General features: G+C 73.1%; 15 protein-coding genes and 2 tRNA genes. 6 read left to right on the top strand and 11 right to left on the bottom strand.

The window, feature by feature from the left end:
• Nucleotides 1-73 precede the first annotated feature (73 nt).
• Nucleotides 74-961: a helix-turn-helix domain-containing protein gene (locus ACIPRD_RS29350; protein WP_401567375.1), complete on the bottom strand. Its 888-nt coding sequence runs from the start codon at nucleotides 959-961 to the stop codon at nucleotides 74-76.
• Nucleotides 962-1,199: 238 nt separating this feature from the next.
• Here ACIPRD_RS29350 and ACIPRD_RS29345 point away from each other — a divergent pair, with 238 nt between their 5' ends.
• Together ACIPRD_RS29345 and ACIPRD_RS29340 are read left to right on the top strand one after the other, a co-directional pair.
• The gene (locus ACIPRD_RS29345) at nucleotides 1,200-2,654 is read left to right on the top strand and encodes an MFS transporter (RefSeq protein ID WP_401567374.1); all 1,455 of its coding nucleotides are present in this window, start codon (nucleotides 1,200-1,202) and stop codon (nucleotides 2,652-2,654) included.
• Between the two features lie 157 nt (nucleotides 2,655-2,811).
• On the top strand, nucleotides 2,812-3,057 hold the full coding sequence (locus ACIPRD_RS29340) for a hypothetical protein (protein ID WP_356402047.1): 246 nt from the start codon (nucleotides 2,812-2,814) through the stop codon (nucleotides 3,055-3,057).
• 99 nt (nucleotides 3,058-3,156) lie between these two features.
• On the opposite strand, the gene ACIPRD_RS29335 is transcribed toward ACIPRD_RS29340, so the two are convergent.
• Nucleotides 3,157-3,229, bottom strand: a tRNA-Ala gene (locus ACIPRD_RS29335).
• Nucleotides 3,230-3,414: 185 nt separating this feature from the next.
• Here ACIPRD_RS29335 and ACIPRD_RS29330 point away from each other — a divergent pair.
• Together ACIPRD_RS29330 and ACIPRD_RS29325 are read left to right on the top strand one after the other, a co-directional pair.
• On the top strand, nucleotides 3,415-3,966 hold the full coding sequence (locus ACIPRD_RS29330) for a DNA-binding protein (protein ID WP_356402049.1): 552 nt from the start codon (nucleotides 3,415-3,417) through the stop codon (nucleotides 3,964-3,966).
• A gap of 211 nt (nucleotides 3,967-4,177) precedes the next feature.
• Nucleotides 4,178-6,025, top strand: coding sequence for a protein kinase (locus ACIPRD_RS29325; protein ID WP_401567370.1), 1,848 nt, complete (start codon nucleotides 4,178-4,180; stop codon nucleotides 6,023-6,025).
• Here ACIPRD_RS29325 and ACIPRD_RS29320 read toward each other — a convergent pair.
• Both ACIPRD_RS29320 and ACIPRD_RS29315 read right to left on the bottom strand, forming a co-directional pair.
• Nucleotides 5,989-7,611 (bottom strand): hypothetical protein, encoded by a 1,623-nt coding sequence (locus ACIPRD_RS29320; protein ID WP_401567368.1) that lies wholly within the window; start codon nucleotides 7,609-7,611, stop codon nucleotides 5,989-5,991. The genes ACIPRD_RS29325 and ACIPRD_RS29320 overlap by 37 nt on opposite strands.
• Nucleotides 7,612-7,943: 332 nt before the next feature.
• The gene (locus ACIPRD_RS29315; protein ID WP_330458827.1) at nucleotides 7,944-8,072 is read right to left on the bottom strand and encodes a DLW-39 family protein; all 129 of its coding nucleotides are present in this window, start codon (nucleotides 8,070-8,072) and stop codon (nucleotides 7,944-7,946) included.
• A 348-nt stretch (nucleotides 8,073-8,420) separates the two neighbouring features.
• Between ACIPRD_RS29315 and ACIPRD_RS29310 the strand changes: the two genes are divergently transcribed.
• Entirely contained in the window at nucleotides 8,421-8,795 is a 375-nt protein-coding gene (locus ACIPRD_RS29310; protein ID WP_401567365.1) for a DUF6344 domain-containing protein, read from the top strand.
• Between the two features lie 400 nt (nucleotides 8,796-9,195).
• On the opposite strand, the gene ACIPRD_RS29305 is transcribed toward ACIPRD_RS29310, so the two are convergent.
• The gene (locus tag ACIPRD_RS29305; protein WP_356402440.1) at nucleotides 9,196-9,384 is read right to left on the bottom strand and encodes a ferredoxin; all 189 of its coding nucleotides are present in this window, start codon (nucleotides 9,382-9,384) and stop codon (nucleotides 9,196-9,198) included.
• A 506-nt stretch (nucleotides 9,385-9,890) separates the two neighbouring features.
• Here ACIPRD_RS29305 and ACIPRD_RS29300 point away from each other — a divergent pair.
• Nucleotides 9,891-14,183, top strand: a complete 4,293-nt coding sequence (locus tag ACIPRD_RS29300) for a hypothetical protein (RefSeq protein ID WP_401567363.1) — start codon at nucleotides 9,891-9,893, stop codon at nucleotides 14,181-14,183.
• Between the two features lie 248 nt (nucleotides 14,184-14,431).
• Here the strand turns inward: ACIPRD_RS29300 and ACIPRD_RS29295 are convergent.
• The 6 genes from ACIPRD_RS29295 to recF all read right to left on the bottom strand — a co-directional run bounded on the left by ACIPRD_RS29295 (nucleotide 14,432) and on the right by recF (nucleotide 22,394).
• Nucleotides 14,432-14,505: transfer RNA gene (locus tag ACIPRD_RS29295), tRNA-Ile, on the bottom strand.
• Nucleotides 14,506-14,616: 111 nt separating this feature from the next.
• Complete coding sequence (locus ACIPRD_RS29290) at nucleotides 14,617-15,303, bottom strand: DUF3566 domain-containing protein (RefSeq protein ID WP_401567518.1); 687 nt, start codon at nucleotides 15,301-15,303, stop codon at nucleotides 14,617-14,619.
• A gap of 261 nt (nucleotides 15,304-15,564) precedes the next feature.
• Entirely contained in the window at nucleotides 15,565-18,180 is a 2,616-nt protein-coding gene (gene gyrA, locus ACIPRD_RS29285) for a DNA gyrase subunit A (RefSeq protein ID WP_356402062.1), read from the bottom strand.
• A 42-nt stretch (nucleotides 18,181-18,222) separates the two neighbouring features.
• A complete protein-coding gene (gyrB, locus tag ACIPRD_RS29280; RefSeq protein WP_356402064.1) occupies nucleotides 18,223-20,292 on the bottom strand; it encodes a DNA topoisomerase (ATP-hydrolyzing) subunit B in 2,070 nt (689 codons plus the stop codon).
• Nucleotides 20,293-20,682: 390 nt separating this feature from the next.
• Nucleotides 20,683-21,276: a DUF721 domain-containing protein gene (locus tag ACIPRD_RS29275; RefSeq protein ID WP_401567360.1), complete on the bottom strand. Its 594-nt coding sequence runs from the start codon at nucleotides 21,274-21,276 to the stop codon at nucleotides 20,683-20,685.
• Nucleotides 21,273-22,394 carry a DNA replication/repair protein RecF gene (recF, locus tag ACIPRD_RS29270; RefSeq protein ID WP_356402066.1) on the bottom strand — a complete coding sequence of 374 codons (1,122 nt, stop codon included), beginning with the start codon at nucleotides 22,392-22,394 and terminating at the stop codon, nucleotides 21,273-21,275. The genes ACIPRD_RS29275 and recF overlap by 4 nt, the downstream gene beginning before the upstream one ends.
• Nucleotides 22,395-22,397: the final 3 nt, after the last annotated feature.

Genomic DNA, 22,397 nt, shown 5'->3' with positions numbered 1-22,397 from the left:
CGGGGAACCGCCGGTGTGACGCCGGGGCGGCCGATGCGGTGAATCGGCCGCCCTCGGTGTTTCACGTGAAACGTCAGTCGGCGGTGCTCGCCGGGTCGGTGTACGGCACCTGGAGGGTGGCGGCGAGGAGCCGCAGGCCGGCCTCGGAGCCGGACCCGGGCCGGGCGGAGTAGGCGATCAGCCGCTGCTCCGACGGCCCGGGAACGACGAGGCTCTGGAAGGACAGCTCCATCGCCCCGACCAGGGGGTGGTGGAGCTCCTTGGTGCCCGCCACGCAGGTGCGCACGGGATGCCGGGCCCAGCGGGCGGCGAAGTCCTCGCTGTTCATGATGAGCTCGCCGACCAGTTCCGCGAGCCGCTTGTCGTGGGGATGGCGGCCGGCCACGAGCCGCAGGGAGGCCACGGCGAGCTGGGCCTCGTCGTCCCAGTGCGGGTAGAGGTCGCGGACCCGTTCGTCGAGGAAGAGCATGCGGGTGAGGTTCGGCCGGCCGGCGGCGGTCCGGGGTGCGTCGCTGTCCAGGTGCATCCCCAGCAGCAGATGACCCATGGGGTTCCAGGCGAGGATGTCGTTGCGCAGGTCCAGGACCAGGGCCGGTGTGTCGGTGAAGGTGTCGATGAGCTGGCACAGGCTCTGGTCGGCCTGGTGGGCGGCCGGTGCCGGGGCGCGGCGGGGGCCGGGTGCCTCGGGCCGGGCCAGGTCCTGGAGGTGGCTGTACTCGTCGGGGTTCAGGCGCAGGGTGCGGGCGACGGCGCCCAGGACGGAGTCCGAGACTCCCTGCATGCGGCCCTGTTCGAGGCGGGTGTAGTGGGTGACGCTCAGGCCGGCGGCCAGGGCGACCTCCTCGCGCCGCAGCCCGGGCACGCGGCGGCGCTGTGCGAACTGGGGCAGACCGATGTCCTCGGGTGTCAGGGCGGCCCGGCGGCTGCGCAGGAAGTCGCTCAGTTCGGAGAAGTCGGTCATGGCGTGGCCTTCCCGTGCATCCGGTGACGTGGACTGTCACTGCGTCAAACACGGGGCACCCGCCGGGTGCTTCCCGTTCGGGGTGGTCATGTGGTGACCGGTCAGCGCGTGCCCCGTCGCCGCCCGGGGCGTCGGTTCCGGGGACTGGGTGGGCCTCGGCGCGGCGCGCAGCATTCCTTTCGCCGGCGGTGCCGTCGGCCCGTCGGCGGTGCGCCGGCGGTCCTCGAAGGGACGGGCCATGTCTGTGGTCGATCGTGCGGTGAGGGAAGGGCCGGTGCCGGCGGACCGGCGGCCGGGTGGGGGGCCGTCCGACGGGCGGCTGACACCGCGGGCGCGGTGGACGCTGGTGGTGCTGCTGGTCGCGCAGTTCATGCTGGCGGTCGACTTCTCGATCCTGAACGTGGCGTTGCCGGTGGTCGGGAAGGGGCTGGGTATCCCCCTGTCCGGCCTCCAGTGGATCGGGACGGCGTTCGCCCTCTGCGCGGCCGGGTTCACCCTGCTGTTCGGCCGGGTCGCGGATCTCTTCGGCCGCCGCCGGCTGTTCCTCGGGGGTCTGGCCGTCCTGGGGCTCGCCTCCCTGGCCGGTGGTCTGGCCACGAGCACCGGCGTCCTCGTCGTCGCCCGTGTCTTCCAGGGCCTGGCCACGGCCGCCGTGACACCGGCGGGTCTGTCGCTGCTCACCACGTCCTTCCCCGAGGGGCCGCTGCGGGAGAAGGCGCTGGGACTGAACGGCGCGCTGATGTCGGCCGGCTTCACCACCGGGGCCGTGCTCGGCGGGGTCCTGACGGATCTGCTGTCGTGGCGGTGGGCGTTCTTCGTCAACGTGCCCGTCGCCGTGGCGGTGCTGGCCGTCGCCCCGCTGGTGATCGCCGAGTCGCGGCCCGCCGGGCGCACCCGCCTGGACGTCCCCGGCGCCCTCACCGTGACCCTGGGGCTGCTCGCCGTGGTCCTCGGCGTCACGGTGGCCGGTGAGCGGGGCTGGGGCGCGCCGGTGGCGCTGGGTGCCCTGGCGGCCGGTGCCGTCCTGCTGGCCGTGTTCTTCCTCGTCGAGCGGGCGAGTCCGGCACCGCTGGTGCCGGTGGCCGTCCTGCGGCGGCGCACCGTGGCACTCGGCAACCTCGCCGGGATCCTGGCCTTCGTCACCGAGACCTCGCTGGTCTTCCTGCTCACCCTCTATCTCCAGCGGGTCCTCGGCTTCTCGCCGCTCGCCGCGGGGGCGGCGCTGGGGGTCCTCGGTCTGGGCACGGTGCTGGGCGGCGCGCTCGCGCCCCGGGTCATCGCACGCACCGGCCCGCGGGCCGCCCTGGCCGGCGGCGCCCTCGTACAGGCGCTCGCCACCGCCGCGCTGCTCGCCCTGGGGACGGATCAGGCGGCGGGCCTCGCCCTGCTGCTGCCCGCGACGTTCACCGGCGGTGTGGGCAACATGGTCCTCATCGTCGGCTTCATGGTCACCGTCACCAGCGGGCTGCCCGACCGCGAGCAGGGCATCGCCGCCGGTCTCGCGACGATGAGCCAGCAGATCGGCATCACCCTGGGCACCCCCGTGATGAGCGCCGTCGCCACGGGTGCGACGGCGACGGCCACCGCGCCGGGCATCCTGACGGGCGTCCGCACCGCGGTCGCGGCCGACACCGCCCTGGTCGTGGCCACGGTCCTGCTCGCCCTGTTCTTCCTCCGCCCGGCCGAGGAGTGAGCGACGGCCCGCGCGCCCCGCCGCGCCGGTTCCGGAGCCCCCGCGCGCCGTCGTACCGGCCCCGGAGGTCCCCGTACGCGGCCGGGACCGGTGATCGGCAGGGGGGCGGGTGTGCCGGGACATGACCCAGAAATCGAACACGTGATTGAATCCGGGCATGCCGTCCGCCTCCTTCCCCCACGACCTCATCCAGCTCCAGCGCGACTGGAACCACACGTACGAGGCGCTGTCCGCGCCGCGCCCCCGTGACCGGACGATGCTGCGCCGGCGGCTGCACCGGCTCTCCGTGCGCCTGCTCCAGCACCCCTACTTCGCCTCGGTCCCCGGCGGGGCGCCGGCGGCCCGCACCGAACTGCGCCGCCAGGCACGCGCCGCCGAACCGCGGGAGCGGGCGGCTTCCTGACCGACGCCGGCCGGCGCACCGCCGCGCAACCGCCCGCGCCCTGAACGGCAAAATCCCCCCTGACCCGCGTTTTCGCAGGTCAGGGGGGATTTCGTGGAGTGGAGCCTAGGGGAGTCGAACCCCTGACATCCGCCATGCAAAGACGGCGCTCTACCAACTGAGCTAAGGCCCCGGAAAGAAGCGTCCGGCCGGAGGAACCACGTCCCGGCGGGCGCCGCTGACCAGAGTACCGGGTCACCCCCCGTATCCCGCAAAAAGATTGGGGCTCCCGACGGATGACCACGCTCCGTAAGATGCTCGAACGTGGTTCGCTACAGCGAACCGCGGGTTTTTCTGGGGAAGCGATGGGGAGACGCAATGGACGCCGCACAGCAGGAAGCCACCGCGAGAGCGCGGGAGCTGCAGCGGAACTGGTACGGAGAGCCGTTGGGGGCGCTCTTCCGTAAGCTGATCGACGATCTCGGGCTCAACCAGGCCCGGCTGGCCGCGGTGCTGGGACTGTCCGCTCCGATGCTGTCGCAGCTGATGAGCGGCCAGCGTGCCAAGATCGGCAATCCCGCGGTGGTCCAGCGGGTGCAGCTGCTCCAGGACCTGGCGGCGCAGGTCGCGGACGGCAGCGTCAGCGCCGCCGAGGCGACCGAGCGGATGGACGAGATCAAGAAGTCGCAGGGGGGCTCCGTGCTCAGCAACAACACCACGCACACGACGAACAGTTCGGGTGCGCCCACGGTCAAGCGCGTGGTCCGCGAGATCCAGTCGCTGCTGCGTTCCGTGGCCGCCGCGGGCGACATCATCGAGGCGGCCGACACCCTCGCCCCGAGCCACCCCGAACTGGCAGAGTTCCTCCGGGTCTACGGCGCCGGCCGCACCTCCGACGCGGTCACGCACTACCAGTCCCACCAGAGCTGACCCACCGCCCGGTTCTCCGGAGGGGGTCCGGAAACCGGGCCGGGCAGAGGTACGGACGGGATGCGCGGGGAACCCGGGACCCAGGGACCGGGGTGTGTCACTCATCGCACGGCCCGGGAGAAGCGGGACCCGGGGAACGGAGCAGCGGGGGAGTCGTCGGGCCAGTGCCTGTCTTCGGACCAGGTCCTGGGGGGAGGAGCGACGGACGGTCATGGGTGAGGTCTTCGCCGGCCGGTACGAACTGGCCGACCCGATCGGACGGGGCGGTGTGGGCGCCGTGTGGCGCGCCTGGGACCATCGCCGACGGCGCTATGTCGCCGCGAAGGTGCTCCAGCAGCGCGACGCCCACGCGCTCCTGCGCTTCGTCCGGGAGCAGGCCCTGCGCATCGACCACCCGCATGTGCTCGCGCCGGCCAGCTGGGCCGCCGACGACGACCAAGTGCTGTTCACCATGGACCTGGTGGCGGGCGGCTCGCTCGTCCACCTCGTCAGCGACTACGGCCCCCTGCCGCCGTTGTTCGTGTGCACCCTGCTCGACCAGTTGCTGTCCGGGCTCGCCGCGGTCCACGCGGAAGGCGTGGTGCACCGCGACATCAAGCCCGCCAACGTGCTCCTCGAAGCGACCGGCACCGGAAGACCGCGGCTCAGGCTGTCCGACTTCGGCATCGCCATGCGGTTCGGTGAACCGAGGCTGACCGACACCGACCTCGTGGTGGGAACGCCCGGTTACCTCGCGCCCGAGCAGATGCTGGGGGCCGACCCGGACTACCCCGCCGACCTGTTCGCCGTGGGCCTGCTCGCGCTCCACCTGCTCGAAGGGGCCAAGCCGGACGCCAAGGCGATCGTGCGGTACTTCATGGAACACGGGACGCCCGCCCCGCCCAAGAGCGTCCCGGCCCCCCTCTGGCAGGTCGTCGCCACCCTGCTCCAGCCCGATCCCGAGGCCCGCTTCCGTACCGCCACCGGGGCCCGCAAGGCGCTCGCCGCCGCGGTCGAACTCCTCCAGGAACCCGGCCCGGACGACGAACCGATCGAGATATTCGACCAACTGGGGCCGCTGCCGAAGGGGTTCGGACCCGACGGTCCGCTCGTTCCGGCCCCGGGAGTACGCGGACGGCGTCCCGGCGCGCGGAACGGCCTCGACGACGGCGCGTCGACCGGGAGTGCCACGGGCCGGGCTCGCGAAAGAGCTGTCGGGGCGGGCTCGGTGGCCTCCGACCCCCGGTCGGACGACAGCTGGACGGGACGGTCCACCCCGGAGCCGGTCTCCGCACCAGCCCCCGCACCGGCTTCCTCACAGGCCTCTCAGCCCGCGCAACCCACACAGCACTCGGAGCACTCTCAGCCTTCGATGTCCGACACCGGGAGTTTCCATCTCCCGCCCCCGAGACCGGCGGCCCCGGACCTCCAGCCGGACCGGACCGGCGCATCCGCCCCGCCCACGACCCGTCGCACCACGCCCGAGCCGGCGCCCACACCCACCCCCGGCCTCGCCCGGGCACCGGGCGAGGCAGCCGCACCCACCCCGCCGCACCCCCGGTCGGCCCCCCAGCCGCCGTCCGCACCGCACTCCGCACCACAGCCCGCACCACAGAGCGCGCCGGAGCCGTACCGGCAGCCGCTCCCCCCGCAGCAGGCATCCCCCCAAGCCTCACCTCAGGTGTCACCCCAGTCAGCGCCCCGGTCCGGGGCCGCGCCCTCGCCGCACGCCCCGTGGCCGCCGGCCCTGTCCTCCCCCGCGCGGCCTCTGCCACCGGACCTGCCGCCTGCGCTCCCCCCGGATCCCGCGACCGCCGAGTACACCGCCCAGGCCGCCACGGCGCCGTTCCCCGCCGACCCCACTCCGACCCCGACCCCGGTCACGACGCCGATCCCCCACGCCGCCGGCCGGGCCGCCGCACCGGCGGCATCGCGCGCGGCACCGCACACGCCCGCGCACGCGACCCCGCACCGCCGGGCACGCCGCCGTCCCGGCCCCCCGGCCAGGGTGGCGATCCCCGTGCTCCTCCTGGCGCTCGCCTGCTACGCCGTCGGTTTCTGGGCGCTCGCCCGCGTCTGACCCGGCCGCCTCCGCTCGTTGCGGCGGGCGACGGCCGTCCAGCCGCCGAGCACCAGCAGCAACACGGTTCCCGTGCCGATGCCCCCGGCCGCGAGGGCGGTCATCGCCGTGCCTCCTCCCGCGGTGCCCGTGCCCGTGGTCCCGCCGTTCCCGGTGGCGCCGCCGGGCACCGCGGCCCGGTCCTCGGCGCTGAGCGTGAAGAGGCCGGCCGGCACGGGCCGCCCTTTGTACTCGGGGCCGTCGTGCGAGCGGCCGTCGAGGCGCACCCGGAGGGTCACGTCGAAGGGCCCCTGCCCGAAGACCGCGGTCATCCGCTCGCTGAGGTGCACGGCCAGGTAGTAGTCGCCGGCGAAGCGGACGGCGTTCTCCCTGCCGATGACGTCGTACCGGTTGGCGTACTCCACCGGGGGCAGCGGGTCGAGCGCGGCGGTCCGCTGGGTGCCGGTGTAGCCGAGGGAGGTGTCGTCGACGTAGCCGCGGGCCGGGTTGTAGAGAGAGAGGTTCAGCGCGCCGCCCACGTAACCGCGGCCGGTGCGGGTGCTGCCCAGTTCGGCGGTGGCCCCGAGCCGGCGACCCCAGTCGAGCGGCACCTTGTAGAAGAGGGTGCCGCCGGGCGCGAGGCGGGTGTGCCAGACGCCCTGGCCCAGCACGGGGGCCGAGGCGAATCCGGCGCCGCCGGCCCGGTCGCGCGGCTCGCCGCCGAGCGGCGCGGGCGAGGAGGAGTCCCAGGCGCGGGGTGCGGTGGTGGACCCGGCCACGGCGGGCCGGGGTTCCGTGGCGGGCGCGATCTCCAGGTCCCAGCGGCGCGCCGGGGCGTTCGCGCCGGCCCCGGATCCCTCGGCGTCCAGCCGCTCGACGAGCAGGTAGTACGTCCCCGCCCCCTGGCACAGCGACCTGCCGGTGTCGCGCTGGCCGACGGCCGTGACCGGGCGAGGGCTCAGTCCGGCGCCGAAGGAGGCGGAGGAGTAGGAGCAGGCGCCGCCGTCCGCGTCCTGGAGCGAGACGCGGATGCCGTCGGTGGCGGAGACGGTGACGCCGGCCGGCGGTACGGCGGTGACGGGCACGTACGCGGTGTCCGCCGCGGTGAGTTCGAGGCGGTAGTAGAGCTTCCCGCCCTTCGGCACCGAGCTGCGGTAGGCGCGGCCGGCCTCCAGCAGCCGCGCACCGGCGGTCCCCCGCGCGCCCTCGACGGACTCGTCCCCGGGCGTGAAGGAGTACGTCCCCTGCCCCTGCCCGGCGGCCAGCGCCACGGCCCCCGTCCCCCCGGGTGCCCCGGCGGCCGCCCACAGCAGGACCCCGGCGAGCGCGGCACGGACGGCACAGGCGGCGAACCCCGCACGGACGGCGCCACCGGCGAACCCCGCACGGACAGCGCCCCTGGGCCGGACCACGCGGGCGGTGTCCGCGAGCCCGCCGCACCCGCGGTGTTCGTCCCGCCGGTGCCGCTCCGCGCGCCCCGGCACCCGTGGCAGCGCCCGCATCCGTGGCAGCGCCCGCACCCACGGCCGTACTCGCGCCCACGGCCGTACTCGCACCCGGTCCCGCACCCGCCACCCCCAGTAGCTCCGCACCCGGCCGTGGCCCATCCTCCCCCCGGGCCCCTCGCGGCATCCGCGCATTCCGCACGCCCGTCCGAAACACCCGTACTGTCCGGGGCGACACGCCTGCCGCCGGAGCGACACGCGTACTGCCGGGGCGGCACCCGCACCGTCCGGGGCCCCGTCCCCGTGCTAGGGGTGGGGCTACCCCACCCGCCGGAGTCCGGCAACACGAGCCGCCGTACCGGGTCCGCGCACCCGTCCGTGCCGTGCGGAGCATGCGTGCCGTACAAAGGGGCGGCGCGGCGGGGCGCGGCGGGGCAAGACAAAACCCCGGCCGCTCGGCGGCCGGGGTTCGATCAGATTCTGGTGTTCGGCACTCAGGAACCCGTGGACACGGAGTCGGTGGCCTCCGTCCACAGGTCCTGCTCGGCGCGATCCGCCTGGATCTGGCGGTACACGAGGAGACCGCCGACGGCGGCCAGTGCGACCAGGAGCAGCTTCTTCACCGCGCGACCTCGTCTTTCGTTGACGTAGGGGACCTCTGGCGCCCGACTATACACACCGTCCGATATCGGTCGGCGACCTGCGCCGGGGCTCAACTCCCGTCGCCGTCAGCGTAATAGCCCAGGTAGGGGCCGTTCTGATCGGAGGGTGATCACACCTCCACGGACGGTTAGTTTGCTCCCCTTTCTCTCCCTCTCGGCACGATTAGGGGCCTTTTGTGGCCTCTTGCGGCCATACGGGTGGTGTTCATCTGAACATCGACGCGCCACGGGCGTCGGTCCACCACTTCACGTCCCACATACACATCATGAGGAAAGTACGCAAATCGCCCAACCCGAAAGTGAGGGGCCATGACCCAGAACAAGGTCATGAATCTGTGGACCGCCATCGTCACCGCCTTCCTCGCGCTGTGCACGGCGCTCGGACTCGTCACCACCGCCGCCACGACGGCCTCGGCCCGGACCGAGAGCCCGGCGACCGGGACCCCGCAGAGCGGGACCGAGCAGCGGACGGCACCGGCGATCCCGGCGATGCGGCCATGGACCTGGTCCCATGCCAAGGCCCTGCCCCCCACGATGAAGCAGCGGATCCGGGCCGAGGCCCACGGAAAGTCCCCCCGCTGCCGGCACCTCCCCCTCAACGACGCGGAGACCGACCCCCTCGCCCAGGCGGAAGCCGCCACCGACGGCCTCACCGAGCAGCGGACGGCACCGCTCGCCTGCTGACGCGGGCCACGGCACGCAGAACCGCGGACGTTTCGACAACTAAGGCGACTTGCGTACGCGTATGTCGACACGGAACGACCCCCGGCTGCCCTCGGCCGGGGGTCACGCGCGCTTTCCGGAGCCCCCGCTCCCTCCCCTTCATGTCCATGCGTCTCCCGACGCTCCCCCGTCCCCTCCCTGTCCCCTCGCTTCCCTCCCGCCTCTCCGTACGTGCCGCTCCTCCGGCTCGTACGGGCCCCTGCCGCGAGAAGGACCGGGCACGGCAGTGCACGGGTCACCCGCGCCGCGACCGGCGCGACCGAGCACGACACCGGCCCGACCGGCGACGATCTGCTCTTCTCGGCCCGATACCGCCGGCGTGACCGCCGTCGTGCGCCCGGGCGAACCGGCGCGCGCCGCCTCAGCCGCCCAGGAGAACCGCCTGCGACGGGCACTTCTCGGCGGCCTCGCGCACCTCGGGGTCGTCGCCCGTGTCCTCCCGGCCGGGCAGCACCTCGCCGTAGCCGTCGACGAACGCGAACACCGAAGGAACCCGGTACGCGCATTCGGCCGAGCCGTAGCACGCGCCGCGGTCCACGGAGACCTTCATGTGCCCTCCCGTCATGGATGCCGCTCCCGTCGCGGGTGCCGCGCCGGTCGTGACGTCTCTGCCCCCGCGGCGGCGGCCTGAACCGGCCCCGCGGGGGCAGAGGCATCACGGGCGGCCGCGCGAGCGGCGGAAGGCGGCGGAAGCGCCGGAGGTTCGCCGCCCGTCCGGCACCGGTCCCTCCCCACGTGGGGACCGGTACCGGACGAGGCGGGGTGTGCCGGTCCGCGTCCTGTCGGTGCGACGGGACGGACCGGGGCGCTGGGCGGACGGACCCGGCGAAGCGGGCGTCCGGCACCGGCGGGGAAGTTGACCGAGAACGATCGGCCTCGCGGACCGGAGTCCCGGAGCCGAGGGCCGGTGGCCTGTCCGGACCTTGCGTGACCGTGCGGCCACCGGGACGTGATCCTGCCATCCGCGGCGTCCGCGGAGGAGGCCCGGAGCTCCGGATCCCGGTCTTTCCGCAGGTCAGCCATATAGGGTGAGTTTTCCGGTCCGGACGCCAAGACATGGGGGAAGTAAGGGGTGGGACCTTGGGTTCCGACTCAGGGGCACGCACAGCCTTCGCCGAACGCCTCGCCCTGCTCTACAGGGAAGCCGGCAACCCTCCCCTCAAAAGCGTCTCCGAGGCGGTCGTACGACTGCGGCGGACGGACGAGCGCGGACGGCCCGTGCGGGTGTCCGCTCAGCGCATCAGCGACTGGCGGCGGGCCAAGAACGTACCGGCCCAGTTCACCGCGCTCGCGGCGGTCCTGCAGATCCTGATACCCGAGGCGCGCCGCGCACGGCCGGCACCCGTCTCCACCGGCCTGTACGACCTCGCCCAGTGGCAGCGGCTCTGGGAGCGCGCCCTGGCCGACCCGGTCGGCGAGCGGCCGCCGGCGCCGGATCCGGACGCGCGGACCGCCCCGGACGCGCAGCCGCCCGCCGCCGGCGGAGTCTGCCCCTACCGGGGACTGGCCTCCTACCGGCGTGAGGACGCCCAGTGGTTCTTCGGCCGGGAGCGCAGCACCGGGAAGCTCGTGGAGCTGCTGCGCTCGGCCGGGCCCGCCGGAGGCCTGGTGGTCCTGGTCGGCGCCTCGGGCGCGGGAAAGTCGTCCCTGCTCAGTGCCGGGCTGGTGCCCGCCGTGCAGGGCGGCGCCCTCGTCGACGGCGCAGGGGCCGGGACCGTGGTCCAGCTGGTGCCGGGCGCGGACCCGCTCGGCGAGCTGACCGCGCGCATACCGCAGCTCGCCGGCCTCGTCGCCGACGCCCGCCGGGCGGAACGCGAGGCGGCGGACCACCCCTCGGCCCCCGTCGCCGACGCGCCCCACCTCGCCCACGCGGTACAGGAGGCCGTGACGCGCTGGGCCCACGAGCCGCCTCCGGCGACGGCGGACGGGCGGGAACTCCCCGGCGCGCCCCCGGCCCGCACGCCCGAGGGCACCTCGCCCGCCCGGGGCACCGACGGCACACCCCCGGCCCCCGCCCGCACCCCCGCCTCCGGCCCCCACGACGCCTCTCCCACCGGCCCCACCGGCCCCACCGGCCCCACCGGCCCCACCGGCCACGGTCCGGCCCCCCGGGCCCCGTCCACCCGCCCGGTCCTCATCGTCGACCAGTTCGAGGAGACCTTCACCCTCTGCGCCGACGAGGCCGACCGGCGCGCCTTCGTCCGGATCCTGCACGCCGCCTGCACCCCGCCGCCGGGCTCGTCCGGACCCGCCCCGGTGCGGGTGGTCCTCGGCATCCGCGCGGACTTCTACGAGCAGTGCCTCGGCCATCCGGAACTGGCGGACGCGCTCCAGCACCGGCACATGGTGCTCGGTCCGCTGACCACGGCGGAGCTGCGCGAGGCGGTCACCGGCCCGGCCCGGGCGGCGGGGCTGGAACTGGAAGCGGGACTGACCGAGCTGATCCTCCGCGAGGTGAACGCCGACGCCCCGCGCGCCGGCGGGGACTCCCGCGCCTTCCGGGCCACGGGGGCGCACGACGCGGGCGTCCTCCCGCTGCTGTCCCACGCCCTCCTCGCCACCTGGCAGCGCCGCAAGGGGGGCCGGCTGACCCTGGCCGGCTACCGCGCGGCGGGCGGCATCCAGGGCGCCGTGGCCGCCACCGCCGAGCGCGCCTGGTCCGAGCTGGACCCGGCCGCCCGCACCGCGGCCCGGCTGCTCCTGCTGCGCCTGGTCCGGCTCGGCGAGGACACCCAGGCCACCCGGCGGCGGGGCGCGCGCCGCCAGCTCGCACGGGAGTCGACGGATCCGGGCAAGACCGAGGAGTCGCTGGAGGCGCTGGTACGGGCCCGGCTGGTGACCCTGGACGCGGACACCGTCGAGATCACCCACGAGGCGCTGCTGCACGCGTGGCCCCGGCTGCGCCACTGGATCGACGAGGACCGGGGCGACCACCTGCTGCGCCAGCGCCTGGAGGAGGACGGCAGGGCCTGGGAGGCCGGCGGCCGGGACAGCTCCCTGCTCTACCGGGGCTCGCGTCTCGAACAGGCCCGCGGCTGGGCGCGGTCCGCCGGGGACAGCCACACCACCCGGGCCGCGGTGGAGTTCCTGGCCGCCTCGGTGCGGCTGCGCAGGCGTACGGTCCTGATCAGCAGGGCCGCGGTGGCGGTCGTGGTCACGCTCGCCGTCCTGGCCGCCGGTTCCGCGGTGGTCGCCTGGCAGCAGCGTGACGACGCCGTCTTCGAGCAGGTGCTCGCCGAGGCCGACCGGGTCCAGCACACCGACCCCTCGCTGGCCGCCCGGCTCGACCTGGTCGCCCACCGGCGGCGCCCCGGCGACGAGGGGACGTACAGCAGGCTGATCTCCATCGTGAACGCGCCGCTCGCCACCCCCCTGACCGGCCACACCGGCGCCGTCTACCTCACCTCCTTCAGCCCCGACGGCCGCACCCTCGCCACCGCCGGCTACGACCGCACGGTGCGGCTGTGGGACGTGGCCGACCACGGCCGCCCGAAGCCGCTCGGCAAGCCGCTCACCGGGCACACGAGCTGGGTGAGCAGCGCGGTCTTCGCCCCCGGCGGCCGCACCCTCGCCAGCGCCGGCGACGACGGCACGATCCGCCTGTGGGACGTCGGCGGCCCCGGCGGACGCCCCGCTCCGCTGGGCGCGCCCCTCGCCGGCCACCAGGGCACGATCTACCTGGTCGCCTTCAGCCCCGACGGCCGCACCCTCGCCGCCGCCGGGGAGGACGGCACCGTACGCCTGTGGAACGTGGCCGACCCGCGCCGGCCGAGACCGCTCGCCGTGCTCCGCGGCACCGGCGCCGCCATGCGCTCCGTGGCGTTCGCCCCCGACGGCCGCACCCTCGCGGCGGGCGGCGACGACGACGCCGTACGGCTGTGGAAGGTGACCGACCCCCGGCACCCGCGGCCGTACGGGACGGTGCTGCGGGGACACACCGACCTCGTGCACTCGGTGGCGTTCAGCCCCGACGGCCGCACCCTGGCCAGCGGCAGCGCCGACGACACCATCCGGCTGTGGAACGTCGCCGACCCCGCCCACGCCGCGCCCCTCGGCGCACCGCTGACCGGCCACACGGGCCCGGTCTGGTCCGTGGCCTTCAGCCCGGACGGCGGCAGGCTCGCCGCCGCCAGCGCGGACAGCACGGCGAGCCTGTGGAACGTCACCGACCCGGCCGCGCCCTCCCAGGTCGGCGAGCCGCTCGCGGGCGGCAGCGGCGAGATGTACGCGCTCGGGTTCAGCCCCGACGGGCGCACCCTCGCCACGGGCAGCGGCGACAGCAGGGTGCGGCTGTGGTCGGTGCCGACCTCGGACATGACCGGCCGCGGCGGGGCGTTCCGCGCGGACGGCAAGGTGCTCGCCACGGCCGCCCGGGACGGCCGGCTGCGGCTGTGGGACGTGACCCGGCCCGGCCACCCCGAACCGCTCGGCCCGCCGTTCATGAGCGCCGACGGCGGCCAGCGCTCGATGGTGTTCTCCCCCGACGGCCGCACCCTCGCCGTGCTGACCGGCAGCCGGGAGGTCCTCCTGTGGAACGTCACCGATCCCGCGCGCCCGGTGCCCGCCGGGCCTCCCCTGCGGCTGCGCACCCGCTTCATGGGCCCCGACGCCCTCGCCTACAGCCCCGACGGCCACACCCTGGCCACCGCCTACGACGACCGCACGATCCGCCTGTGGGACGTCACCCGCCCGGGCGCCGCGGTCCCGCTCGGCCCGCCCCTCACCGGCCACCGCGGCTTCGTGGACGCCCTCGCGTTCGCCCCGCACGGGCACACGCTGGCCAGCGGCAGCGCCGACGGCACGATCCGGCTGTGGGACGTCACGCGCCCCGCGCACGCCGCTCCCCTCGGCGCGCCCCTCACCGGGCACTCCGGCCCCGTCAACGCCCTCGCCTACAGCCCCGACGGCCACACCCTGGCCAGCGGCGGCGACGACGACACCGTACGGCTGTGGGACGTCTCCGAGCCGCGCGCCGCGGCCGCCCTGGGCCCGCCCCTCACCGGCCACACCGAGGCCGTCACGTCCCTCACGTACAGCGCGCACGGGCACACGCTGGCCAGCGGCGGCAACGACAACACGGTCCGGCTGTGGGACGTCGCCCGGCCCGCCTCGGCCACCCCCATCGGCCAGTCGATGAGCCCCTACGCCAAGACCGGCAACTTCCTGTCCTTCAGCCCCACCAGCCACGTCCTCGGCGTCTCCAGCGGCACCGACACGGTCCGCCTGTGGAGCCTGGACGCCGACGAGGCGATCCGGCACATCTGCGCGGTCACCCGGGGCGTGCTGACCCCGCAGCGATGGCACGAGTACCTCCCGCGCCTCTCCTACGACCCGCCGTGCGCCGACTGAACGATCAAGACCAGCCAACTACCCTACTCATCAAGGCCGTTACTCGGATTTTCTCCTCCGACTTGCCTCCCCCAGCCCAACCAACCTTGTTACCCTTGGCCATAGCCCGATCGCTGGTGCATCCCCCGTCGCCAGCGGTCGGGTTTTCCCGTACGCCGAAATCCTGCGCCGCCGCCACCGGGCCGCCGCCGATTCACCCGTGAACGCCGAAGACCCCCGGACCATGTGGTCCGGGGGTCTTCGTACTGTGGGGCTAACAGGATTTGAACCTGTGGCCTCATCCTTATCAGGGATGCGCTCTAACCAACTGAGCTATAGCCCCGCCGCGCTTTGCGGTGTGTGTCCCGCGCGCTGACTCCTGAAGATTAGCGCACGAGGGCGGCAGTCCCAAAATCGGTTCCCCGGGACCGCCGGCGCGGCATGCGGGGAGGGGTCACTCGTCCTCGGCCAGCGTCAGTTCGATGCCGCCCACGAAGCCCGCGGAGAGGTTGTAGATGAACGCGCCCAGGGTGGCCAGCGCCGTCGCGAGGACGACGTCGATGATCGCGATGACCGCCGCGAACATCAGGACGTTCGGCAGCGAGAGGAAGGACTGGAGGTCGAAACCATTCGCCTCGTTGGAACCGGTCGCCTCCGAGATCGTGCCGCCCACCGTGGAGAACACGCCCATGGCGTCCATGACCATCCACAGCACCGCCGAGGCGACGACCGTGCAGACGCCCAGCGCGATGGAGAGCAGGAAGCTGACCTTCATCACCGACCACGGGTCGGCCTTCGCCACCCGCAGCCGCGCCTTACGGGTGCGCGGCGCGGTCCGCGCCCCGGTGCGCGGCCGGCGCACGGCGCCCGCGGGCGGCTGCGCCGGGTAGGCCTGCGGCGGGTGGTACGGGCCGTCGGCGGGCTCGGCGCGCCGCTCCCCGGGCAGCGGGGAGGCCGGCCGGGTCTCGGCCGTACCGCCGCCGGACTGGGTCTGCGGGCCTCGGGTGTCCGTCACAGTTCCCCCCTGGGATCCATGCGCGTCGGAGGTTGAGGGAGCGGATGGAGCGGAGGAGCCGGAGGACGGGGAGGAGGAGGCGGCGGGGGGCGCGGAGGTGTCCTCCGCGGCCTTGACCGGCCTCAGCTCGGTCGTGTGCGGGTCGGTCGCCGGCCCGGGCGTACCCGGAGCCGCCGTACCGCCAGGAGCCGCGGCCGCGGCCGCCGCCCCGCCGGACCCACCGGCCCGGCCGGAGCCGCTCCCCTTGCCGCCGGGCCGGCCGGCCTTGCCCGTCCTGCCCGCCCTGCTCGCGGCGGAGCCACGGCCGCCGCCGTCCGTCTCCGTACCCGTGGAGGTACCGGCCGATCCGGCGCCCGTGGCTCCGCTCACGATCACTCACTCCTCGTGCTACTCGGCCGAGGGCGCCTCACCCTCGTCCGTGCCGGCGGTCGCGACAGCCTCGACGGACTCGTCCACGGCCACGTCGCCGTCGACTTCCTCCGCCTCACGCCCCGCCTCGGCGTTACGAGCGATACCGACCACGGCATCGCGCTTGCCCAGGTTGATCAGTTGGACGCCCATGGTGTCACGGCCCGTCTCCCTGACCTCGTTGACTCGCGTGCGAATCACACCGCCGGACAGGGTGATGGCGAGGATCTCATCGGTCTCCTCGACGATCAGCGCGCCGACGAGAGAACCACGGTCCTCCACGATCTTCGCAGCCTTGATGCCGAGACCGCCACGCCCCTGGACGCGGTATTCGTCGACGGCGGTGCGCTTGGCGTACCCACCGTCCGTCGCGGTGAAGACGAACGTACCCGGTCGCACCACATTCATCGAGAGCAGTTCGTCGCCCTCGCGGAAGCTCATGCCCTTCACACCCGAGGTGGCACGGCCCATCGGGCGCAGGCTGTCGTCCGATGCGGTGAACCGGATCGACTGGGCCTTCTTGCTGACCAGGAGCAGATCGTCCTCGGCGGAGACCAGCTCGGCGCCGATCAGCTCGTCGTCCGAGCCGTCCTCGCGCGTCCGCAGGTTGATCGCGATCACACCGCCGGAGCGGGGCGAATCGTAATCCTTCAGAGGCGTCTTCTTGACCAGACCGGACATGGTGGCCAGCACCAGGTACGGGGCCGCCTCGTAGTCGCGGATCGCGAGGATCTCGGCGATCGCCTCGTCCGGCTGGAAGGCCAGCAGGTTCGCCACGTGCTGGCCGCGCGCCTCACGGCCCGCCTCCGGCAGCTCGTACGCCTTGGCCCGGTACACCCGGCCCTTGTTCGTGAAGAACAGCAGCCAGTGGTGCGTGGTGGAGATGAAGAAGTGGTCGACGATGTCGTCCTCCTTCAGCTTCGTGCCCCGCACCCCCTTGCCGCCGCGCTTCTGGGAGCGGTAGTCGTCCGTCTTGGTCCGCTTGACGTAACCGCCGCGCGTGATCGTGACGACGATGTCCTCTTCGGCGATCAGGTCCTCGATGGACATGTCGCCCTCGTACGGGATCAGCTTGCTGCGGCGGTCGTCGCCGAACTTCTCCGTGATCGCGGCCAGCTCGTCGTGGACGATCTGACGCTGGCGCTCCTCGGAGGCCAGGATCGCGTTGTACTCGTTGATCTTCGCCTGGAGCTCGTCGTGCTCCTGGACGATCTTCTGGCGCTCCAGGGCGGCCAGCCGGCGCAGCTGCATCTCGAGGATGGCGTTCGCCTGGATCTCGTCGATCTCCAGGAGGTCCATCAGGCCCGTCCGGGCGATCTCGACGGTGTCGCTGGCCCGGATGAGCGCGATGACCTCGTCGATGGCGTCCAGGGCCTTCAGCAGACCGCGCAGGATGTGCGCGCGCTCCTCGGCCTTGCGCAGCCGGAAGCGCGTCCGGCGGACGATGACCTCGATCTGGTGCGTCACCCAGTGGCGGATGAACGCGTCCAGCGACAGGGTGCGCGGCACGCCGTCGACCAGCGCCAGCATGTTGGCGCCGAAGTTCGTCTGCAGGTCGGTGTGCTTGTACAGGTTGTTCAGGACGACCTTGGCGACCGCGTCCCGCTTCAGGACGATCACCAGGCGCTGACCGGTGCGGGAGGACGTCTCGTCGCGGACGTCGGCGATGCCGCCGACCTTGCCGTCCTTGACCAGGTCCGCGATCTTCTGCGCCAGGTTGTCCGGGTTCACCTGGTACGGCAGCTCGGTGACCACCAGGCACTGGCGGTTCTGGATCTCCTCGACCTCGACCACCGCGCGCATCGTGATGGAGCCGCGACCGGTGCGGTACGCCTCCTCGATGCCCTTGCGGCCCACGACCAGGGCGCCGGTCGGGAAGTCCGGGCCCTTGATGCGCTCGATGAGCGCGTCCAGCAGCTCCTCGTGGGAGGCCTCGGGGTGCTCCAGGTGCCACTGGGCGCCGGCCGCGACCTCGCGCAGGTTGTGCGGCGGGATGTTCGTGGCCATGCCGACGGCGATACCGGCCGAGCCGTTGATCAGCAGGTTCGGGAAGCGCGCGGGCAGGACGGTCGGCTCCTGGGAGCGGCCGTCGTAGTTGTCCGTGAAGTCGACGGTGTCCTCGTCGATGTCGCGGACCATCTCCATCGACAGCGGCGCCAGCTTGCACTCGGTGTAGCGCATGGCGGCCGCCGGGTCGTTGCCCGGGGAGCCGAAGTTGCCGTTGGAGTCGACGAGCGGCATGCGCATCGACCACGGCTGGGCGAGGCGCACCAGGGCGTCGTAGATCGAGCTGTCGCCGTGCGGGTGGTAGTTACCCATGACGTCACCGACGACACGGGCGCACTTGTAGAAGCCGCGCTCGGGCCGGTAGCCGCCGTCGTACATCGCGTACAGCACACGGCGGTGGACGGGCTTGAGGCCGTCCCGGACGTCGGGCAGCGCGCGGGACACGATGACGGACATCGCGTAGTCCAGGTACGAGCGCTGCATCTCCGCGTCGAGGCCGACCGGCTCGATGCGCGTGGTGACGATCTCGCCGGTCTCTTCCTCGGGCGTCACTGGCTCAGGCATGAAGTTCGAGGTGTCGTCGGTCATTGCTGGTGAAGATCCTTCCTGGTGCGGTCAGCTGAGACCGACTCAGATGTCGAGGAAGCGGACGTCCTTGGCATTGCGCTGGATGAACAGACGGCGGGCCTCGACGTCCTCGCCCATCAGCACCGAGAACAGGTCGTCGGCCTGGGCGGCGTCGTCGAGGGTGACCTGGCCGAGGACACGGTGCTCCGGGTCCATCGTGGTCACGCGCAGCTCCTCGGCGTTCATCTCGCCCAGACCCTTGAAGCGCTGGATCGAGTCCTCGCGGACCCGCTTGCCGCGCTGGCGGCCCATCTCGAGCAGCGCGTCGCGCTCGCGGTCGGAGTACGCGTACTCGATGTCGTCACGACCCCACTTGATCTTGTACAGCGGGGGACGGGACAGGTACACGTAGCCCGCCTCGACCAGCGGCCGCATGAAGCGGAACAGGAAGGTCAGCAGCAGCGTGTTGATGTGCTGGCCGTCGACGTCGGCGTCCGCCATCAGGATGATCTTGTGATAGCGGAGCTTGGCGATGTCGAAGTCCTCGTGCACACCCGTGCCGAAGGCGGAGATCAGCGCCTGGATCTCCTGGTTCTGCAGGATCTTGTCGATCCTGGCCTTCTCGACATTGAGGATCTTGCCGCGGATGGGCAGGATCGCCTGGAACTGCGGGTTCCGGCCGGACTTGGCCGAACCGCCGGCGGAGTCGCCCTCGACGATGAAGATCTCGCACTTGGACGGGTCGTTGGACTGGCAGTCCGACAGCTTGCCCGGCAGCGCGCCCGACTCCAGCAGACCCTTGCGACGGGTCAGGTCACGGGCCTTGCGGGCCGCCACACGCGCGGTGGCCGCCTGGATGCCCTTGCGGATGATGTCCGCCGCCTCGACCGGGTTGCGGTCCAGCCAGTCGTTGAGGTGCTCGTAGACGGCCTTCTGCACGAAGGTCTTCGCCTCCGTGTTGCCCAGCTTCGTCTTCGTCTGGCCCTCGAACTGCGGCTCGCTCAGCTTGACCGAGATGATCGCGGTCAGACCCTCACGGATGTCGTCACCGGTGAGGTTGTCGTCCTTCTCGCGGAGCAGCTTCTTGTCGCGCGCGTACTTGTTGATCAGGGACGTCAGCGCGGCACGGAAGCCCTCTTCGTGGGTACCGCCCTCGTGGGTGTGGATGATGTTCGCGAAGGAGTACACGCCCTCGCTGTAGCCGCCGTTCCACTGCATCGCGACCTCGAGGGACAGGTTCTTGTCCTTGTCCTCCGCCTCCAGGTCGATGATGCTCGGGTGCACCAGGTCTCCCTTGCGGGAGTTCAGGTACTTCACGAAGTCGACGATGCCGCCCTCGTAGTGGTACGTGACCGACTTGACCTCGGCCTTGTCGTCGGCACCCGCCTCGTCCGCGCCCGCGGTGGCCTTCGCCTGCTCACGCTCGTCGGTGAGCTTGATCGTCAGACCCTTGTTGAGGAACGCCATCTCCTGGAAGCGCCGCGACAGCGTCTCGAAGGAGTACTCGGTGGTCTCGAAGATCTCCGGGTCGGCCCAGAAGGTGACCGACGTGCCGGTCTCCTCGGTCGCCTCGTTCTTCGCCAGCGGCGCCGTCGGAACGCCCATCTTGTAGTCCTGCGTCCAACGGAAGCCGTCCGTCCTGACCTCGACGGCGACCTTCGTGGACAGCGCGTTCACGACGGAGACGCCCACACCGTGCAGACCGCCGGAGACGGCGTAGCCGCCACCGCCGAACTTTCCGCCCGCGTGCAGCACGGTCAGCACGACCTCGACCGCCGGCTTGCCCTCGGAGGGCACGATGCCCACCGGGATGCCACGGCCGTTGTCGACCACGCGCACACCGCCGTCGGGCAGGATCGTCACGTCGATCGTGTCCGCGTAACCGGCCAGGGCCTCGTCGACCGAGTTGTCGACGACTTCCTGCACCAGGTGGTGCAGTCCGCGCTCACCGGTGGAGCCGATGTACATACCGGGTCGCTTGCGGACCGCGTCCAGCCCTTCGAGCACCGTGATGGCGCTCGCGTCGTAGGAGGTGGAGGCGGTGGCCTCGCCGTTGACGCCGGCGTCGGTGGAAGGGATGTTCTCGTTGGGGTTGCCGGAATCGGCCACGAAGCGCCCTTTCTGGCACAGCACGAGCCGGGCTCCTGGGGGAACCCCCTCTGGGGGAGGGCTGCCGGAGCGGCTGCGGCATGTTGCGTTGGTAAGCCCTGATCAGCGGTTGCTCAGCTTGTCCCGGGCGGTCCCCACGATGGGGGGCGGGATTACCTCCAGTCTACCGGTAGCGCCGACAGTAATGGGGGCTTGCGGGCACCTGAGTCCCCATGTGCCGCCCTGAACCGGCGTCTCCCGGGTACCGATATACGGAAGGGGGCTCCGAGGGGCTCACAGCGGCACTCAGCGCTTTCGCCGGTCTCCCCTTGGCCATCGGGGGCTCAGGGCGTGATCCACATCTCCGCGCGGGCGCGCGACGGCGCTCCGCGAGGGCGCCACGACGTGACGCACCTCACCCCCCGGTGAAGTGCGTCACCCGTACGTATCGCCCGGTCCCGTGCTCCCCGGAGCCCGCAGCGGGCCGTACCTCCGGGCCGGACCGCCGGGGCCGTTCACCTTGATCAGCCGGACCGTGCCGTGCCCGAGGTCCTGGTTCAGCCGGGCCACCAGAGTGGGCGCCAGCAGCCGCAGCTGCGTCGCCCAGGCCGTCGAGTCACAGCTCACCGACAGCACCCGCTCGTCCTCGTCGTACCCCTGCGGCACACAGTGCTTCGCCAGGTCCTCGCCGACGATCTGCGGCCAGCGGCCCATCACACCGCCCACCGCGGCCGGCGTCTCCCAGCCGCGCTCGTTGATCAGCCGGTTGATCGCCGCGCCCAGCGCCATCGGGTCCCGCCCGTCGGCACGCGCGCCGGACCGCAGCCCGCCGCCCCGCCGCACCTGCTTCTTCTGCCGCGCCGCGTCCCCACGCGCGCGTGCCTGCTCCTTCGCCGCGCGCAACGCCACGCGCGCGAGGTCGACACCGGAGGCCTCGGCCGGCTTCGGGGCACCGCCCGCCCCCTTCGCACCACCGGACGCGCCCGCGCCCTTCGCGTCCGGGCCTCCCGCGGGCTCCCCGGCGCTCACAGCCGCTCCACCGTCCCGCCCGACACCGCGTACCGCGCCCCGCGCAGCAGCCCGGGCACGTCGTCGTCCACGGCGGCGGTCACCAGCACCTGCTCGCCGGACGCCACCAGCTCCGCCAGCCGCTCACGACGGCGGGCGTCCAGCTCGGCGAACACGTCGTCGAGCACCAGCACCGGCTCGTTGCCCTCCGCGCGCAGCAGCTCGTACGACGCCAGCCGCAGCGCGAGGGCGTACGACCAGGACTCGCCGTGCGAGGCGTACCCCTTCGCGGGCAGCTGCCCCAGCCGCAGGACCAGGTCGTCCCGGTGCGGGCCCACGAGCGTCACACCCCGCTCGATCTCCTGCTTGCGAGCCTCCGCGAGCGCCGCCGTCAGCTGCGCGTACAGCTCCTCGCGCGCGTGGGCGTCACCGGGCGCCGACGGCTTGTACTCCAGCGCCAGCGGACCGCCGCCGGGCGCCAGCTGCTCGTACGCCTTGTCGGCCAGCGGCTGCAGCACCGCGATCAGGTCCAGCCGCTGGGCGAGCAGCTCGGCACCCGCGCGCGCGAGGTGCTGGTCCCACACGTCCAGCGTGGACAGGTCCATCGACCGGCCGCCGTGCCGGCGCGCCAGCGCCGCGGTCTTCAGCAGGGTGTTCCGCTGCTTCAGCACCCGCTCGTAGTCCGAGCGCACGCCCGCCATCCGCGGGGAACGCGCGGTGATCAGCTCGTCCAGGAACCGCCGCCGCTCACCCGGATCGCCCTTGACCAGCGCCAGGTCCTCCGGCGCGAACAGCACGGTGCGCACGATCCCCAGCACGTCCCGCGGCCTGACCTGCGAGGAGCGGTTGATCCGCGCCCGGTTGGCCCGGCCGGGGTTCAGCTCCAGCTCCACCAGCTGCTGCCGCTCGCCCTGGCGCACCTGCGCCCGCACCACGGCCCGGTCCGCGCCCATGCGGACCAGGGGGGCGTCGGAGGAGACCCGGTGGCTGCCCAGGGTGGCGAGATAGCCGACCGCCTCGACCAGGTTCGTCTTGCCCTGGCCGTTGGGCCCCACGAACGCCGTGACGCCCGGGTCGAGAGGAACCTCGGCCCGGGCGTACGAGCGGAAGTCGGCCAGCGAAAGATGCGTCACGTGCATGGT

The organism is Streptomyces sp. NPDC090108 (assembly GCF_044747185.1).
GTDB lineage: Bacteria > Actinomycetota > Actinomycetes > Streptomycetales > Streptomycetaceae > Streptomyces.
The sequence above is the reverse complement of the archived record's forward strand: the minus strand, read 5'-3'. Positions and strand labels throughout refer to the sequence as shown.

Bases quoted from the DNA above. Each gene is read 5' to 3' on its own strand.
- ACIPRD_RS29305 (WP_356402440.1), bottom strand. From the start codon at position 9,384: ATGAAGGTCTCCGTGGACCGCGGCGCGTGCTACGGCTCGGCCGAATGC.
- recF (WP_356402066.1), bottom strand. From the start codon at position 22,394: ATGCACGTGACGCATCTTTCGCTGGCCGACTTCCGCTCGTACGCCCGG.
- ACIPRD_RS29310 (WP_401567365.1), top strand. From the start codon at position 8,421: ATGACCCAGAACAAGGTCATGAATCTGTGGACCGCCATCGTCACCGCC.
- ACIPRD_RS29345 (WP_401567374.1), top strand. From the start codon at position 1,200: ATGTCTGTGGTCGATCGTGCGGTGAGGGAAGGGCCGGTGCCGGCGGAC.
- ACIPRD_RS29340 (WP_356402047.1), top strand. From the start codon at position 2,812: ATGCCGTCCGCCTCCTTCCCCCACGACCTCATCCAGCTCCAGCGCGAC.
- ACIPRD_RS29320 (WP_401567368.1), bottom strand. From the start codon at position 7,611: ATGGGCCACGGCCGGGTGCGGAGCTACTGGGGGTGGCGGGTGCGGGAC.
- gyrA (WP_356402062.1), bottom strand. From the start codon at position 18,180: ATGACCGACGACACCTCGAACTTCATGCCTGAGCCAGTGACGCCCGAG.
- ACIPRD_RS29350 (WP_401567375.1), bottom strand. From the start codon at position 961: ATGACCGACTTCTCCGAACTGAGCGACTTCCTGCGCAGCCGCCGGGCC.
- ACIPRD_RS29300 (WP_401567363.1), top strand. From the start codon at position 9,891: ATGGGGGAAGTAAGGGGTGGGACCTTGGGTTCCGACTCAGGGGCACGC.
- ACIPRD_RS29325 (WP_401567370.1), top strand. From the start codon at position 4,178: ATGGGTGAGGTCTTCGCCGGCCGGTACGAACTGGCCGACCCGATCGGA.
- ACIPRD_RS29330 (WP_356402049.1), top strand. From the start codon at position 3,415: ATGGACGCCGCACAGCAGGAAGCCACCGCGAGAGCGCGGGAGCTGCAG.